14 protein-coding genes are annotated in these 15,643 nt (G+C 62.0%); 5 read left to right on the top strand and 9 right to left on the bottom strand.

Annotated elements, in window-relative coordinates; all coding sequences use genetic code 11:
• Positions 1 to 125 precede the first annotated feature (125 nt).
• The 4 genes from PV772_RS11395 to PV772_RS11380 all read left to right on the top strand — a co-directional run bounded on the left by PV772_RS11395 (position 126) and on the right by PV772_RS11380 (position 5,060).
• Positions 126 to 1,040, top strand: coding sequence for a LysR family transcriptional regulator (locus PV772_RS11395; protein ID WP_347886219.1), 915 nt, complete (start codon positions 126 to 128; stop codon positions 1,038 to 1,040).
• A gap of 142 nt (positions 1,041 to 1,182) precedes the next feature.
• Positions 1,183 to 2,280 carry a tartrate dehydrogenase gene (locus tag PV772_RS11390; protein ID WP_347886218.1) on the top strand — a complete coding sequence of 366 codons (1,098 nt, stop codon included), beginning with the start codon at positions 1,183 to 1,185 and terminating at the stop codon, positions 2,278 to 2,280.
• A 136-nt stretch (positions 2,281 to 2,416) separates the two neighbouring features.
• Positions 2,417 to 3,898, top strand: a complete 1,482-nt coding sequence (gene dctA, locus PV772_RS11385; protein WP_347886217.1) for a C4-dicarboxylate transporter DctA — start codon at positions 2,417 to 2,419, stop codon at positions 3,896 to 3,898.
• Between the two features lies 1 nt (position 3,899).
• On the top strand, positions 3,900 to 5,060 hold the full coding sequence (locus PV772_RS11380) for a glycerate kinase (protein WP_347886216.1): 1,161 nt from the start codon (positions 3,900 to 3,902) through the stop codon (positions 5,058 to 5,060).
• A gap of 312 nt (positions 5,061 to 5,372) precedes the next feature.
• Here the strand turns inward: PV772_RS11380 and PV772_RS11375 are convergent, their stop codons facing one another.
• The 8 genes from PV772_RS11375 to PV772_RS11340 all read right to left on the bottom strand — a co-directional run bounded on the left by PV772_RS11375 (position 5,373) and on the right by PV772_RS11340 (position 13,115).
• On the bottom strand, positions 5,373 to 5,846 hold the full coding sequence (locus tag PV772_RS11375) for a GNAT family N-acetyltransferase (protein ID WP_347886215.1): 474 nt from the start codon (positions 5,844 to 5,846) through the stop codon (positions 5,373 to 5,375).
• A complete protein-coding gene (locus PV772_RS11370) occupies positions 5,843 to 6,835 on the bottom strand; it encodes an NADPH:quinone reductase (RefSeq protein WP_347886214.1) in 993 nt (330 codons plus the stop codon). Before PV772_RS11370 ends, PV772_RS11375 begins: the two co-directional genes overlap by 4 nt.
• The gene (locus tag PV772_RS11365; RefSeq protein WP_347886213.1) at positions 6,832 to 7,335 is read right to left on the bottom strand and encodes a pyridoxamine 5'-phosphate oxidase family protein; all 504 of its coding nucleotides are present in this window, start codon (positions 7,333 to 7,335) and stop codon (positions 6,832 to 6,834) included. The genes PV772_RS11370 and PV772_RS11365 overlap by 4 nt, the downstream gene beginning before the upstream one ends.
• Positions 7,336 to 7,939: 604 nt before the next feature.
• Positions 7,940 to 9,154, bottom strand: coding sequence for a M20 family metallopeptidase (locus PV772_RS11360; protein WP_347886212.1), 1,215 nt, complete (start codon positions 9,152 to 9,154; stop codon positions 7,940 to 7,942).
• The gene (locus PV772_RS11355; RefSeq protein ID WP_347886211.1) at positions 9,151 to 10,206 is read right to left on the bottom strand and encodes a 2-dehydropantoate 2-reductase; all 1,056 of its coding nucleotides are present in this window, start codon (positions 10,204 to 10,206) and stop codon (positions 9,151 to 9,153) included. Before PV772_RS11355 ends, PV772_RS11360 begins: the two co-directional genes overlap by 4 nt.
• Entirely contained in the window at positions 10,196 to 11,014 is an 819-nt protein-coding gene (locus tag PV772_RS11350) for an SDR family oxidoreductase (protein ID WP_347886210.1), read from the bottom strand. Before PV772_RS11350 ends, PV772_RS11355 begins: the two co-directional genes overlap by 11 nt.
• A complete protein-coding gene (locus PV772_RS11345; RefSeq protein WP_347886209.1) occupies positions 11,011 to 12,330 on the bottom strand; it encodes an MFS transporter in 1,320 nt (439 codons plus the stop codon). Before PV772_RS11345 ends, PV772_RS11350 begins: the two co-directional genes overlap by 4 nt.
• Positions 12,327 to 13,115, bottom strand: a complete 789-nt coding sequence (locus PV772_RS11340; RefSeq protein WP_347886208.1) for a polysaccharide deacetylase — start codon at positions 13,113 to 13,115, stop codon at positions 12,327 to 12,329. The genes PV772_RS11345 and PV772_RS11340 overlap by 4 nt, the downstream gene beginning before the upstream one ends.
• Before the next feature lie 423 nt (positions 13,116 to 13,538).
• Between PV772_RS11340 and PV772_RS11335 the strand changes: the two genes are divergently transcribed.
• A complete protein-coding gene (locus tag PV772_RS11335) occupies positions 13,539 to 14,534 on the top strand; it encodes an Lrp/AsnC family transcriptional regulator (protein WP_347886207.1) in 996 nt (331 codons plus the stop codon).
• A gap of 65 nt (positions 14,535 to 14,599) precedes the next feature.
• Here the strand turns inward: PV772_RS11335 and PV772_RS11330 are convergent, their stop codons facing one another.
• Positions 14,600 to 15,505: a LysR family transcriptional regulator gene (locus PV772_RS11330; protein WP_347886206.1), complete on the bottom strand. Its 906-nt coding sequence runs from the start codon at positions 15,503 to 15,505 to the stop codon at positions 14,600 to 14,602.
• Between the last annotated feature and the right edge of the window lie 138 nt (positions 15,506 to 15,643).

Here is a 15,643-nt window from a genome sequence, read left to right as displayed (position 1 = left end):
CGCTGCTTCCGGTAGGCGTCCAAGAGCTGGAAGCAATATGTTTGATAGATACAGCCTATTGGAATCCCGCATGTCCTGGGCGTGTCTGGTGGGTAACTGTATTGGAAAGCAGGAAAAGGAAGCACTTGGATACCCGTAAGTTGAAGTACTTCTTGGCCGTGGTGGACCATGACGGGTTTAACCGTGCGGCTGAGCATCTGCTGATCGCCCAGCCCTCCCTGTCGCAAACCATTGCGAGCTTGGAAAAGGACCTGGGGGTGCCGCTGTTTCACCGCATCGGCCGCCGGGCCGTTCTTAGCGAAGCGGGCAAGGAACTGGTGGGACCTGCCAGGCTCGTCATGCGCGATCTCGACGCGGCGCAGTCGGCAGTGCAGGCTCTTCGCGGTATCCGGAGCGGACGTCTGGACATCATCACCATGCCCTCCCCCGGCATCGAACCGCTGACGTCGATGATTGCCGGTTTTACCCGCCTTCACCCCGCCGTCCGGCTGAATGTCAGCGCTGCCTTCACCCCGGAAGAAGTTATCGAGTCGGTCCGCACGGGCAGCACCGAAATCGGGTTGGCCGGCTCCCCCAGGCCTGTGCGTGTACCGGGCGTTCAGGTTCTTGAGTTGGAACGCCAGCCCCTGATTCTCATCGTCAATCCCCACGCTGACACTTTCCGCCCGGGAAAGTCGATAGAAAGAGAAGATCTGGGCGGTCACCGATTGATCGCCAGCCAGCGCGGGTCTCTGATGCGCTGGCTGGTCGACGACGCACTGGCACACGGGGTCAATGCGGAGATCGTTGTCGAAGTCGCCCACCGCACATCCATCCTGCCGCTCGTTCTGGCGGGAGTGGGGCACGCCGTCATGCCGTCCTCCTGGGTGCCCCTGGCGCACCGATCGGGACTGCGGACATTGCTGATCAATCCGGTTTCGCATCTGGACGTGGCCATCCTGAGCAGGAAGGAAGACCTGACGCCAGCCGCCCGCGCGTTCCTCGAGGTCGCACAACTGCACATCGCCGCTGATGGGCCGCAAGCGCATCACTCAAACTAATAGGACTTACCTATTTAGCGCATTGGATCTTGGTCTTGGACGCCGGCCGGCCCCCGCCCGTCTACTTGAAGAGGAAGAAAACAGTGTGACCGCCGTAACAGGAACACGCTGGCAATTACCACTCAACGAGGAGCCACCAGACATGAGCGCCACTCAGCAATTCAGCATCGCCGCAATCCCCGCCGACGGCGTGGGCAAGGAAGTCGTAGCCGCCGGTCGCCGCGTCCTGGACGCCCTGGCTGGAAACTCGAACGGAAAATTTGCGTTCGACTGGACCGAGTTCCCTTGGGGCAGCGAGTACTACGCCAGGACCGGCCAGATGATGGACCCCAAGGGCCTGGACGCCCTCAAGGACTTCGACGCCATCTACTTCGGCGCCGTCGGCTGGGAAAACGTTCCCGACCACATCAGCCTCTGGGGCCTGCGCCTGAACATCACCCAGAACTTCGACCAGTGGGCCAACATCCGCCCGGTGAAGTTCCTCCCCGGTGTCCAGTCCCCGCTCCGCAAGGCCGACACCACCGAACTCGACTGGGTCGTTGTCCGCGAAAACAGCGAAGGCGAATACGCCGGCCTCGGCGGCCGCAACCTCAGCGGCCGCGGCCCCGGCAACGAAGTAGCCCTGCAGACCGCACTGTTCACCGAAAAGGGCTGCGAACGCATCATGCGCTTCGCCTTCGACCTGGCCCGCACCCGCACGGTCAAGAAGGTCTCCTCCGTCACCAAATCCAACGCCCAGCAGTACGGCATGGTCCTGTGGGACGAAGTCTTCAACCGCGTCGCCAAGGACTACCCGGACGTCCAGACCGAAAGCGTCCTGGTGGACGCGATGAGCGCCAAGTTCATCCTCAAGCCCGAGGACCTCTCCGTAGTCGTCGCCTCCAACCTCAACGCCGACATCCTCTCCGACCTCGGCTCGGCGCTGGCCGGCAGCCTGGGCCTGGCAGCCAGCGCCAACCTGAACCCGGAGCGCCGCTTCCCGTCAATGTTCGAACCCGTCCACGGCTCCGCCCCGGACATCGCCGGCCAGGGCATCAGCAACCCGATCGGCGCAATCGCCAGCGCCGCCCTGATGCTGGACCACTTCGGCCTGCACGCGGAAGCCCGCCAGGTGGAAGCCGCCATCGAAGCGGCCACCGGAGCCGGCCACCTGACCCGCGACGTGGGAGGCGACGCCAACACCGAGGACGTCACCGAAGCGATCATCAAGGCCCTCACGCTCGCTCCGGCAGCCGTCTAAGCAAGCAGTCCCGGCGCCGCCGTCCCGGTTGCCGACGTCAAGCACGGGGCGGGTAGTGGAGCCATACCGCTGCCCGCCCCGCACCACCTTTCTTTCAGAACATCCTCCAGCGACATTCCACAATGAGGTAGGAATCATGGACCACATCACGACCGCCGGTAAAGCGACTCCGGCCAACAAACCCCGCTGGTACCGCCAGCTCTACTTCTGGGTACTGACCGCGATCGTCATCGGTATCCTCGTCGGCTGGCTGGCGCCGGCCACCGGCATTGCCATGGAGCCAATCGGCACCACCTTCGTGAACGCGATGAAGATGCTCATCGGCCCCATCGTGTTCCTCACGATCGTCGGCGGCATCGCCAGCGTCGCGGACCTGAAGAAGGTGGGCATGACCGGGCTCAAGGCCCTGACGTACTTCCAGATCGGCACCATCTGCGCCCTGGCATTCGGCCTGGTGGCCATCAACGTCTTCCGCCTCGGCGAAGGCGTCAACGCCGACCCCGGCAGCATCAAGACATCCGACTCGGCTGCCAAACTGATCGACGCCGGAGCCCACCAGGAATGGTGGCAGTTCATCACCAACATCATCCCCACCAGCGTGGTCCAGCCCTTCGTGGTTGGCGACATCCTGCAAATCATCTTCCTCGCCGTTGTCTTTGGGATCGCCCTGAACGCCATGGGCAAGGTCGGCGCCCCGGTCCTTGACGGAGTGCAGCGCCTCACCGCGGTCATGTTCAAGATCCTCGGCTTCATCATGAAGGCCGCGCCCCTGGGAGCCTTCGGGGCCATGGCCTTCGCGGTAGGCAAGTACGGCGTCTCGTCCCTGACCAGCATGGGCGGCCTGATCGCCCTGTTCTACGCCACGTCCATCCTATTCGTCGTGGTGGTCCTCGGTTCGGTCATGGCGTTCCTGAAGCTGAACATCTTCAGCATGATCCGGCACCTCAAGGAGGAGTACATGCTTATCCTGGGCACCTCCACGGCCGAGCCCGCCCTTCCCGGCCTGATGCGTAAGCTTGAGAATGCCGGTGTCAAGAAGGAAACGGTCGGCCTGGTCGTTCCCACCGGCTACAGCTTCAACCTGGACGGCGCTGCCATCTACCTGTCCCTGGCCGCCCTCTACATTGCCCAGGCCACCAACACCCACCTGAGCATTGGCCAGCAGCTGGGCCTGCTCGCAGTCATGCTCCTGACCTCCAAGGGTGCGGCAGGAGTCGCCGGCGGCGGCTTCATCGCCCTCACCGCCACCCTGGCCACCATCGGCACCATCCCCGCCGCCGGAATCATGCTGATCTTCGGCATTGACAAGTTCATGTCCGAATGCCGGGCCCTGGTCAACTTCACGGGCAACGCCGTGGCCACCCTGTTCATCGCCTGGTGGGACCGCACCCTCGACGCCGACCGTGTGCGCCTCGTCTTCGCCGGCGAAGCCGTCGAACCGATGCCGAACGAAGACCCCGCCCATGTCGCTGACGTTACAGACATCGATGACGACCTCGTCGAATATGGCCACCACTCTCCCAAGCAGCATGAATCAGCGGACGCGGCCCCTAAGCACGCTGTCGACGTTGTAGCAGCATCTGCTGACCCCCGTCCCGCCTACTCGGAAAAAGTCTGACATGACCAGCACTACCGCCCTGAAAACCGTGAGGACCCTCATCGCCCCCGACAAGTTCAAGGGCAGCCTCACCGCCAATGAGGTCGCACAGGCCCTGGCAGCGGGGCTTCGCTCCGCTGCCGATGCGCCTGGAACGGCCGGGGCGGTCCAGTGCGAGCTCCTGCCCCTCGCGGATGGAGGTGACGGCAGCGTAGACGCCGCCGTCGCCGCTGGCTTCACGCGCCACAGCGCCACCGTCGCCGGCCCCACTGGCCTGGCAGTTGAAGCCAGCATCGCTTTCGACGGCGAAACCGCGGTGATCGAAGTCGCCAACACCTGCGGCCTGGCACTTCTTCCGAATGGCCAGTTGGAGCCGCTGGGCGCATCGAGCCGGGGATTCGGTGAGGCCATCCTCTTCGCACTTGACCTTCGCCCCGCAAGGATCGTCATGGCTCTGGGCGGAAGCTCCAGCACCGACGGCGGAATGGGAATGCTCGCCGCCCTGGGCTACCGCTTTCTGGACGCCGCGGGGGAAGAACTCGCCGGCAGCGGAAGGGACCTCAGCCAGATCCGCTCCATCCACCACACAGCACTGCCGGACCTTGCCGGCACAGAACTGATCGTGGCCAGCGATGTTCACAACCCACTGCTCGGTCCCAACGGCGCTCCTGCCGTGTTTGGCCCTCAGAAGGGCGCGGAGACCCACGACGTTGTTAGCCTCGACGCCGGACTGAACCACTTCGTATCCAAACTGGCCGAAGCCGGATTCACCGATGCCGCTGTCCTGGCAGAGCACGAAGGCGCCGGAAGCGCAGGCGGACTCGGCTACGCCTGCCTGCTACTCGGAGCGAAACAGGTCTCAGGCGCGGACTACTTCCTGGACCTGCTGGACTTCAACACCCGCAAAGACAACTGCGACGTCGTCATTACCGGCGAAGGCAGCATCGACGAACAAACCCTCGCCGGTAAACTGCCCGCAGCCGTCGCCAGACGGTCCGGCCCACGGCCCATCATCGCTGTGGCTGGCCGGTCACTGCTCCCCAAGGAACGATGGTCTGAAATGGCCCTGACCCGGGTTTACACCTTGGCCGAATACACAGACCGCGACTCCTCCAAAGACCCCGAACTTTCCGCTTCTCTGCTGCGCAGGATCGGAAAAGACATCGGAACAAACCTCCTGTAGCTGCTTAGATGCTGCGGGAAGCAGAAACGCCCGCCTGTGGGTAGCACGGGCGGGCATTTTTGTGACCGGAATTGCCCCCGGATCATCATCTGTTCATCACGCCACCTGGTCCGGCCAAGTCCATCCCGCCCCAAGGTGTTCAGCGAAGCAAGTCAGGCTTCCCTGACTCACAATACTAATGCCGGAGTGCAAATCAAAAGAAACAGCAGCCTTATGACACCCGATCTCTCGGGTGAAATAACACGGGCCGTTTCATTTGCTGTTCCGCTAGCCGAACTGGGTATTGAGTGCTGGCACGAAACCAAAGGAATTCTAGGAATTACCTAAGGTCGCTCCGATTGGTATGGACTTGGAAAAATGCATTGCTATCCATTCCATCTTGTTTCTTTTGTAGAACCGCTGTGCCACATGGTTGTTCATGCCGGTATCAAGTTCCAGCTTGACGCAACCTTCCAGTTCGGCCATCCGCTCAAGGTATTCCATGAACTTACGCCCTATCCCAGCCTCACGCTGTTCCGCTGCTACGGCGAGGTCCTCGACAAAGAGAATCCGCCCCCGGCTGGTAGTCAGAACACGGTGACCGGACAACGCACAACACCTATTAACTGAGTCTGTGCACACACTTAGAACATACCCCTGGGTGTGGGCCTCACTCAGAAAGGCTTTTGCTGAATCCTGGGTAAGATCCGGACGAAGGGACCGCAGCAGGGGCGCGATTTCGAACTCTACGCGCGGATCCTCAGGATGTATTTCTGCAAAGGACAAAGGTTCCGCCGGCCGGCTCATGGGACTACCACGATCCGCCCCGGCGGGGCTTGATCTTCCATTTTTAGATGCGCCTTTGCGGTTTCCCTCAGCGGCAGAATAAGGCCGACTCGGCCGCCCAGACGCTTGCTTCGCAGTAGGTGATTGATCATGTTCGCAGCTGCGGCCAGATCGCTCGTTGAGGCGTTACTGATGGCGAAACCATGGAGGCTTGCATCACGCGTATATAGGCCACCCACAGGCAGCGCCGGTTGGGCTCCGAGCCCTGCCAGCACCATGACGCGCGCGCCCCTACTCAGCAAGGGGATGAGCGCCTCCAGGTAATGGTTGCCGGAGTTGTCCCACCAGATGTCCACTCCATCGGGAGCGGCGTCGGCAATACGGGTCCATAATTGCGGGTCGCGGTAGTCGAGTACTTCATCGGGGCCGCAAGACAAGACCCATTGGACGTCCCTTGCTGATGCCGAGGCAAGGACTCGTGCACCGGCTGCCGAAGCCATCTGCACAACGGCGCTGCCGACTCCGCCGGCCGCTCCCGCCACGAAAATGGTCTCACCGGGTTTGATCTTGGCCTCACGGAACAGCCCGATGTGCGCTGTTGCTGCAGTGTGCAGGACGCCGACGGCGTCTAGCGGGTTAACGGTCTCCGGAAGGGGGTAAAGGCGCTCGGAGGAGACCAATGCGTACTCAGCGAACGAGCCTTGGCGGCCATCATGTCCGAGACTGTTGCACCAGACCGAATCGCCCGGTTGAAAGGTCGTAACGCCAGTTCCGATGGCAGCGACAGTGCCGACCAAATCGCGACCGACAACAAACGGGAAAGGTGTGTGGGTCTTATAGGCCCCGGACCGAACAAAAGTATCTACATGGTTGACTGCGAATGCGACGTTCTTCACGAGAACGTCAGTAGGCCCGGGTTCGGGCACAGGCAATGTGCCCACCTCAATGGACTCTGCCGGGCCCGTTTGACGAATGAAGGCGGCCTGCATCGAGGTTGGGATACCGATCACTGCTTTTTCCAGACACCTTCGGCCGACCCCTGTGTTGCTGCGTTGTGCGCGGCCTCGTGACGGCTGTACCAGGTCTCGGAGAGTTCCTCTTCTTCGGCGCTACCGAAGGTATAGGCCGGCGACTCTACAGCTGAGACCTTATCCACGCGGACCAAGACGGTCTGGTGTGCAGGGTAGCCAGGACCGTTGAGATCAAGGAGCCAGAAGTTCAACCACTCATAGGCTTCATGCCCGGGCTGCAGAATCTCCGCAGTGCCCTTGAACCGGTAACCCCGGCGCTTGACAACATCGACCGAGTTAATCTCGATACTCGGGTTGGCCTTAAGATTCGCGATCGTGTTTGGGGACGCGATGTCCATAAAGATCAGATGATCATCGTCGTATGCACGGACGGACCCTTTCGGAGAAAGATTCGGAGTCCCGTCCGGGCAGGTCGTTGCAGCGTACGAGAGCATCGCACTGGCGATGATGTCCCGCATGTCATCAGTGATCACAGTCATGGTAACTTTCCCTTTATTTCTGAATCGTTCTTGCCGTGAGCGTAGGAACACCGACAGGCAACCAGCAAGCGCATCCCCATCAGCATGACCTTCATCAACCGCGGCAAGATCCACGTTCTTGGTCTCAGATCCGATTGCTGCTCCAAGGAAGAGCAGAACCCACCCAAGGCCAAAAGCATCAGTGGAGTGAACTCGAAAGGCAGGAAGCTCGACAGCCCCGCCTGGTAAAAACATATGCTGCCGAGAATGGAAGAGATAGTACTTTCTGTAAGGCAGAGGTTAGGAAGCGGGCCAGGGGAAGCTGGTATTAACGAGCTGCAGGAGAGCCGGAACCGGCCCTCCTGCGACCCGCTCGCCGTCTGCCTGCCTAATGTGCCGGCGGAACAAATTTCCCATAACTTGCCTCCTGTGTTTTGCATGGTGTTCGCTGGAGACGGTTCTCCTGCCCCATCAGCACGAGTTCCACGGCCAGTGCGTGCAATGTCCCGTCAACGACTAAATACCGGGCATCGCAGTCGGCAGCTTTGCGCTGGCCGTATTGCAGCGGCGGTGCAGAACGCATCGGCCGCCCACTGGTTCGCCTTTTAGAGCTGCAGCTTTCGGTTCAGTTCCGGCCGACTGAGGACGGCACAACATCCCGTCTCCCTGGGCTCCATTGATCCGGTGTCTCGTTTAGAACGGCTAGAAGTGCAGCCGTCAGTGATGTTCGTTCCAGCATTTCGCTGACGCTTATCCATTCGTTGCGTGCGTGGGCTCCGCTTCCGACGGCGCCGAGTCCGTCAAGGACTGGCAGGCCGAGGGCTGCTGCGAAGTTGCCGTCGCTGGCCCCCCCGGCGGAAGTTTCTTCCAAGTCTTGGCCTAGCTGTGTAGCCGCGGCCTTAGCTGCAGTTACGAGTTGGGCGGTCAGGTCGGAGCGACTCATGACTGGTCGGTTCCATCCGCCTCTGACGGTCAGGCTTGCGTCCCGGTGTAAGGGCTTCAGTTCCTCGAGGATGGTGTTGATGCGGTGGACTTCGGCTTGGGTGGAGACCCTTACGTCGACTTCCGCGGTCGCTCTTCCTGCCGTGACGTTGGTGCGTGTGCCGCCTTGGACGAGTCCAACGTTGACTGTGGTCCCTTTTGCGAGGTCTGTTTGTTGGTGCAGTTTGAGGATTACCCGCGCGATTTCATCGATGGCGCTTACTCCTGATTCCGGGTCCAGCCCGGCGTGGGCTTCCAGGCCTTGGACATCGATCTGGAAGATGCCGACCCCTTTCCGGGATGTTTTGAGGGCGCCGTTGGCACTGGGTTCGAACACTAGAACGGCGTCTCCGCGTAGCACTTCTTCCTCGATAACCGCCCGTGATGCCGGGCTGCCAATTTCCTCGTCGCCGTTGATCACCAGCCTCACGTTGGGGCGTGAGAGCCCCAAGGCCTTGGATGCTTTGAGCGCCCACACAAATTGCACGAGACCGCCCTTCATGTCGAAGGCGCCTGGGCCGGTAAAGCTATCACCTTCGAGCCGTGGTTGCCATTCGACGAGTGTCCCCCGTGGCCAGACGGTGTCGTAGTGGGCGAGGGCGGTGACCCAGCTGTCGGACTCGTTGTCCGTTTCGTAGTCGAGTACGAGGGTGTCACCAAATTGACCCCCGTCGACCTGACGCCGGGCGTCTGGTTCACCGAGGCGGTTCGAAAGCCAGTTCTCTACCCAGGCGAGTCCGCTGTCAAGCAGTGCTTTGTCGTCGCTGGGGGTTTCCTGGAAAACATAGGCGGTCAGGTCGGCGACGATGTCTGCACGCCGGTCCGCGACCCACGCAGTGAGGTCTTCGACATTACTCATTTGGTTGCCATTTCATTGGAGCTTTGGCCGCCATCAGCTGCAAGTGTCAGCTGATCGAGGGCCGTGAGGTGCTTCTCGTCCATACTGATGAACCCTGTTTCCAGTTCCCTGATGAGGCGGATCAGTTCCTGAATCAGCGGCACGCGAAGGCCGTGTTTGGCAGCGGTTTCGACAACGGGACCGTATTGGGTCGGGACCTCGGTGGGCCGGTGACGGACGGCGATGTCCCGCCAGATACCGGAGCGCTTTTTGATTTGCCCCGCCAGCCATTTGACGAGGTCGTCGGTGAGCCGTGCGTTGGTGGCTGTGTCCGCGCCCCGGATGTACCCGGCGGGATCGAAGGCGTCGAAAGCCTCCAGGGTGATTGCCTCGGCGGTTGCTACGTCGAACACCTCTGCGGCGAGGCCATTCATGGCCGGACGGTGCCTGTCGATCAGGTCCCCCATGTCGGCATCAGCCAAGGCGCTGGCCGAGAGCATCGCCCCGAATCCCAGCTTTGACCAGAGGAATCCCGCGACGTTGTCGGTGACGGTCGGGGTTCCCCAGTGCTGCAGGTCATCAGCCAGCTGTTGCACGCGGCCGCTTACACCGCCTGCGTACTCGCCCAGCGCCATGGCACCGGGACCGCCGTCGCTGATCACGCCAGGCTCGAGGACGTCGGCGAAGAGGTCAACGAACGCGATCACGGTCCTCTCGGGTCCGACGTGCTGGGCGATCACCGCTTCATTTAATCCGTTCTGCATCGATGCGACGTAGCCGTCCTTGGCCAGCCGGGGAGCGATCCAGGCCGCCGCTTTGTCGGTCGCCTGGGCTTTTACGGCCAGGAGCACCTGGTGCAGTTCGAGGGGAGCGTCGTCGAGCGTGAAAGCGGGGACGCGGGCCACGAGGGTGCCGTCGGGGCCTTTGATCTGGATCCCGTTTCGCCGGATGGCTTCGACGTGTTGGGTGTCGGCGTCTACCAATTGGACGGGGACACCGTGGGCGTGGAGGTGGGCGGCGAGGGTGCCGCCGATCGCTCCGGCGCCGACTACTGTGTAGGGGCTATTCGGCATGGCTTCCTTGGTGGACGTTGTTTTCGGATCCGGCAGTGGCATCCGGGGACCAGTTCAGTGGGAGGTTCCACGCCCCTGCCGAGGAGCCTCCGTCGACGCGGAGGGTTTCCCCGGTGATCCAGGCCGCCTCGTCTCCGGCGAGCCACACGACGGCGCGGGCAATGTCGTCCGGTTCTCCCCGGCGGCCCAGCGGATTGTCGGAAACGGCTGCTGCGTATTCTTCGGTGACCGGGTTGGCCGTGCTGTTGACGGTGACGAAGCCGGGCGCCACGGCGTTTACGCGGATCCCGTATAGCCCGAGCTCGAGCGCTGCGGCCTTAGTGGCCATTTCCAGGGCTGCCTTGGACGTCGAATACGGGGCTGCTCCGGGGCGGGCGCGCAGGGCGGCGCCGGAGGAGATGTTGACGATGCTCGCGGCTCGTCCGGTTTCGACGGCCTTACGGGCGAGTGCGACGGTGGCGAGAACGGGCGTGCGGGTGTTCACGTCAAGGACCGCGTCCCAATTGATCGCGTTCAGAGAGAGAAAAGGTGTTGCCGGGTAGATGCCGGCGGAGTTGATGAGGACGTCAATTGGAGAGGCCTCCCATGCCTCGGTAACCGCTTCTTCGGGCCCTTCGGGGGTGCTGATGTCTTTGGCGATGGATCGGACCGCCATGGCCCCTGCCTCTGTGCATGCTTCTGCTGCTGTGATGAGCAGGTCGCTGTTCAGATCGATCAGCGTCAGCTGGTGACCGCGTTCGGCGAAGCGGATCGCGATTTGCCGGCCAAGGCCGCTGGCGGCTCCGGTGATGAGTGCATGGGGGCTCAATCGAGGTCCTTGCCCTTCGTTTCCTTCATGGTCAGGTAGACGGAGACGCCGATGGCTGCTGCGGCGGAGCAGTACAGCCAGACCAGTCCCCCTAGGCCGTTGGTGGTCATCCAGGTGGTGATATACGGGGCGGTGCCTCCGAAGACGGCCACGGCCAGCGCGTAGGGAAGGCCGATACCCGTGGCCCGGATCTCGGCCGGGAACTGTTCGGCCATGATCGCGGCGCAGTTGGCAGAGTAGCCGAGGAGGAAGATCACACCGATCAGCTCGATCAGCAGGAGCATCCAGAAATTGCCGTTCATCAGGGTGAAGGCAGGCCAGGAGAACAGCAGGAACCCGCCGGCGAAGGCTGTCATCGTCGGTTTCCGGCCAATTTTGTCCGAGAGGATTCCCGCGAAGGGCAGGAGGATCAGGAACACGCCGATGGCGAGGAAGTTCGCGACCAGCGCCTGGCTGAGCGGGATGCCGGTCGCCAGGGCTGCGTAAGTGGGCATGTAGGAGATCCAGATGTAGTAGAGCAGCGTGCCGGCGATCGTGATGCCGAAGACGCGCAGCGTTGCCTTGGGGTGCTGCACGAACATCGTCCACACAGCATTGCGGCGGGGCTCTCCTGAGGTCTTGCTGCGTTCCTGTGCCTTCACGAAGGAGTCGGTTTCAGCCACTGAGGAGCGCAGCCACAGCCCGACGAGTCCGAGCAGGGCGGCGAAGATGAACGCCACCCGCCAGCCCCAGCTGTCCAGTGCCTCCTTGGACAGGCTGGATGTCAGGATGGCGCCCAGACCGGAGGCGACGAGGACGCCGGCGCCGACTGAGACCTGCTGCCAGGACCCGGCGAAGGCCCTCCGCTTGGAAGCGGCTGATTCGACCAGGAACGCGGAGGAGGAACCGAACTCTCCACCGGCGGAGAAGCCTTGAACCACTCGGCAGGCCACGAGGATGACCGGGGAAAGCAGGCCAACCATTTCGTAGGTAGGTGCCAGGCCGATGACCAGGGTTGCGGCGGCCATCAGCCCGATGGTCAGGACGAGGCCCTTCTTGCGTCCGTGGCGGTCCGCGTAGGCGCCCATCACGGCTGCGCCGACAGGGCGCATGAGGAACCCGACGGCGAAAATTGCCAGGGTCGCCAGGAGCGCAGCGACCGGGTCACCCTTGGGGAAGAAGTGGTGGGCGAACACGGACGAGAAGGTGGTGTAGACGGCCCAGTCGACGAATTCGACTGCGTTGCCGATGCCGCCGGCGATGATGGCCTTGCGGCCTTTGGCGGTGAGTTTGGTGTCGTGGACCGCTTCCACAGCGGTGCTCGCTTGCGGCGTCATGAGTTTGTCCTAGCGGTGAGTCGGGAGGCAACGTGCGTTGCAAGGCCTTCGTGTGTGGTGAACCAGATTCCGTCGTGGGAACGGATGTGTTCGAGGAGCTCCTCCAGCACAATCAGCCGTGACGGGTGTCCGATGATGTGCGGGTGGAGGGTGAGCTGGAAGACGCTGTTCGCCGCGTACGCTGCGTCGAACTCGTCCTTCCAGATCTGCGTGAGTTGCCGCGGCGGCATGTACGGTCGCAGTCCGGAATAGCGGTCCATCATGAGGTACGGGGCGTCGTCGCGTATCCACTCCACGGGGACCTCGATGATGCCTGTGGGAGACCCTTCGGCGACGAGCTCATAGGGTTCGTCATCTGCCATGAGCGAGGAGTCGTACAGGAAACCCAGTTCCTGGATGACGTCCAGGGTGGAGTCGGAAAAGTCCCATGACGGTGTCCTGATGCCTGTTGGCCGTGAGCCCGATTGCCGGTGGAGGACTTCCGTGGCCCGGCCAAGCAGATCGAGTTCCTGCTCGTGGGTCAGGAGCGTGTTGCGTTCGTGTATCCACCCGTGGACACCGACTTCGTGGCCGTTGTCCACGTACGTTGGCACCTCATCGGGCCGCAACAAGGCACAGACAGCAGGAATGTAGAAGGACGCCGGGGCTTCATAGCGGCGCAGGAGTTCGAGGATCCGCGGCACCGCGACGCGGGCGCCGTATTCGCCCTGTGCCATGCGTCCGGGCGAGGTCTCCCCGTCCCTCAGGGACGGCGTTTCGTGATCGGAGTCGAACGACAGAAGCACTGCCGCCCGCGCTCCATCCTTCCACCGCTGAGCAGGGTCGGGATGAACAAGGGACTGTCCAGCACGGATCCTGTTGACGTGGCCGCGCCATTGCGGCTCAGTCCATTGCCATGGCTCTGGCTGATTCATGTGTTTGCTCGCTTTCGAATCCTGCGAATCCGCTGAGTCGTACTCGCCGCCCGTAAACAGGGCCAAGACGGTTGAGAGGAAGTGACGCACCTCTCATGCCTTCAAGACTAGGGTAAATCAACCAGCAAAACAAGAAGGAGTGAGAAAATCATTCATATTTCTCTTATCCGTTGGCTAATCTCTCTGTTCCGGTTGAGCTTGCGCGGGTATTGTGGACTTACTATGTGGGTAAATGAATTAGGCCAAGAAGCTGCTCCTCCGTTCTCTGGAACAGCCGAGGTGCGGATGGATGCGATGGACCAGGACATCATCGCGGCGCTGCAGATTGCCCCGCGTGTACCGGCGAACGCTCTTGGTGAAATCCTCGGGGTGCCGACAAGCACCATCACCCGAAGACTGAACCGGCTCCAGGACGAGCGGCTGATGAAGGTGGTTGGCCGGTTCGCCTGGCCCTTGATCCTCTCGGGAAACCCGCGGCAACTCTGGATCCGGTGCCTCCCCGGTCAGGCACTGTTAGTGGCCGAGCGACTCAAGGCCTTCCGGGAAATCCAGGTGCTCATGGTCACATCGGGAAGCAGCGATATCTACGCTGACTTCTTCCCCCTGCTGAATACCGACGTCAACGACTTGATCAGCTGCAAGATCCCTTCCATCTCCGGAATCACCTCGGTGGAGACGCACCTTGTGCTGGATTCACGGCGCGTCGGTGTCGCTTGGCGGCTCCAGCGTCTGGACCCGGGGCAGTCAGAGGCCCTTGAGGCGCACGTCGTCCCTGCCAATCAGCCACTGTTTGCCTCTATTGATGACATGAGTGACCTGGAATTCCGTACCATGGGCGAGCTGGGGCGCAACGCGCGTGCCTCCGCCGCAGAAATCGCCCGCACCCTAAGCATCGGCAATTCCACTGCCTACCGCACGATCCAGACACTTCTCGCTACCGGGGCCGTCGTGCCCCGCGTGGAAGTCGAGCCAGGCGCTGTCGGATACCCGCTCACGGCCGTCATATCGCTACAGATCAAACCCAAGAACATCGGCACCGTCCTGGATAGGCTGGCAACCCATTCCTCTGCCCGCATGGTTTCCCTCGTCGCCGGCAAAGCGCCCGTCGTGTTCCACGGAGCCTTCAGCGGCCCACAGCAGCTCGGGAACTTCCTCACCAAAGACATCGGAGCACTCCCCGGCGTTCAGGCCATGGACACCTGCGTTAGCCACAACATCCTTCGGCGCTACTGGATGGACAGGGACGGACTCCGAATTGGAGACCAGGTGGACGGCTTACTCCGGCGCTAAGAGGCAGAAGCCAGCCGGGCTGCGGTAACCCACGGGACCGCGGTGGGCGCCCGCCGTGCGTTGCCTCATGTAGAGGCGAGCCTGTCGCTGAGGCCTTGCTGCAGGTACTCGATGGCGGCGATGATTCGTCGTGGGGTCCGGGTTGTTGCAGGGTAGAGGGCGTAGATGTCAGCGTCGGGCGTTGGAATGTCCGTGAGAACCTGTTGGAGGACGCCCTGGCGGATCAGTGGGTTGACGTGCCAGGTAGAGCGCATGATCAGGCCCAGTCCTTGCACGCACCAATCGGTCACGACGTCCCCATCGTCGCTGATCATGGTGCCGCTGACGCTGAGGTGTTCCTGCTCCTTTTCGCCGAACCGCCATAGCGAGTAATCGGCGTTGTTTTCCCGCAGAACAATGCAGTTGTGCCGATCGAGATCCCGCGTGGTCCTGAGGGGCGGCGCGCTGTGAAGGTAGCTGGGCGCGGCACAAACGATCCTGCGGTTCTGCGCCAGCAGCTTCGCCTTGAGCCTGGAGTCCGACAACCCTCCCACCCGGATGGCGATGTCAAAGTTTGTGCCGGAAATGTTCAGTGGCAGCGCTGAGAGCTCCAGATCTATCCGGATCAGCGGGTGTTGCCGGGCGAACTCCCCGAGCAGCGGCGCGATGTGCTTGCGGCCGATTCCCAGGGTGGAGTGCACAGCAATCCGTCCCTTGAGTTCGCCGTGCTGCACGGAAAGGGCATCCTCCAGATCCGTCTTCTGCTGAAGGATGGACAACGCCCCTGCGGAATAGAGCTGTCCCTCTTCGGTAAGGGTGAGCCGCCTGGTGCTGCGCCGGACCAGCGGCACCCCCAGTCGGGCCTCAAGTGCGGTGAGCCGCTTGCTGACCGCTGACACCGATTTCCCCCAGGCCCTGGCCGCTTCAGTGAGGCTCTGGGAGCGGGAGATTTGTTCGAAGAACTCCAAGTCATCGATCGCGGTAAGGTCCATCACCATTTCTTTCGTTTCAGGAAATAATGCATTGTCCCATAAGCCCTTATTGGGGCGCTTCTTGTCTCGTACGCTGATGTGACTGGAACCACAGCCGAAGGTATCGCCGCTGGGAAGGCAACCCCGGGACCGGGACAA

It is taken from the genome of Pseudarthrobacter sp. CC12 (assembly GCF_039907755.1).
Classification (GTDB): domain Bacteria; phylum Actinomycetota; class Actinomycetes; order Actinomycetales; family Micrococcaceae; genus Arthrobacter; species Arthrobacter niigatensis.
The sequence above is the reverse complement of the archived record's forward strand: the minus strand, read 5'-3'. Positions and strand labels throughout refer to the sequence as shown.

Excerpts from the sequence above, each read along its gene's own strand:
- PV772_RS11390 (WP_347886218.1), top strand. The coding sequence starts at position 1,183 with ATGAGCGCCACTCAGCAATTCAGCATCGCCGCAATCCCCGCCGACGGC.
- dctA (WP_347886217.1), top strand. The coding sequence starts at position 2,417 with ATGGACCACATCACGACCGCCGGTAAAGCGACTCCGGCCAACAAACCC.
- PV772_RS11380 (WP_347886216.1), top strand. The coding sequence starts at position 3,900 with ATGACCAGCACTACCGCCCTGAAAACCGTGAGGACCCTCATCGCCCCC.
- PV772_RS11375 (WP_347886215.1), bottom strand. The coding sequence starts at position 5,846 with ATGAGCCGGCCGGCGGAACCTTTGTCCTTTGCAGAAATACATCCTGAG.
- PV772_RS11365 (WP_347886213.1), bottom strand. The coding sequence starts at position 7,335 with ATGACTGTGATCACTGATGACATGCGGGACATCATCGCCAGTGCGATG.
- PV772_RS11360 (WP_347886212.1), bottom strand. The coding sequence starts at position 9,154 with ATGAGTAATGTCGAAGACCTCACTGCGTGGGTCGCGGACCGGCGTGCA.
- PV772_RS11355 (WP_347886211.1), bottom strand. The coding sequence starts at position 10,206 with ATGCCGAATAGCCCCTACACAGTAGTCGGCGCCGGAGCGATCGGCGGC.
- PV772_RS11345 (WP_347886209.1), bottom strand. The coding sequence starts at position 12,330 with ATGACGCCGCAAGCGAGCACCGCTGTGGAAGCGGTCCACGACACCAAA.
- PV772_RS11335 (WP_347886207.1), top strand. The coding sequence starts at position 13,539 with ATGGACCAGGACATCATCGCGGCGCTGCAGATTGCCCCGCGTGTACCG.
- PV772_RS11330 (WP_347886206.1), bottom strand. The coding sequence starts at position 15,505 with ATGGACCTTACCGCGATCGATGACTTGGAGTTCTTCGAACAAATCTCC.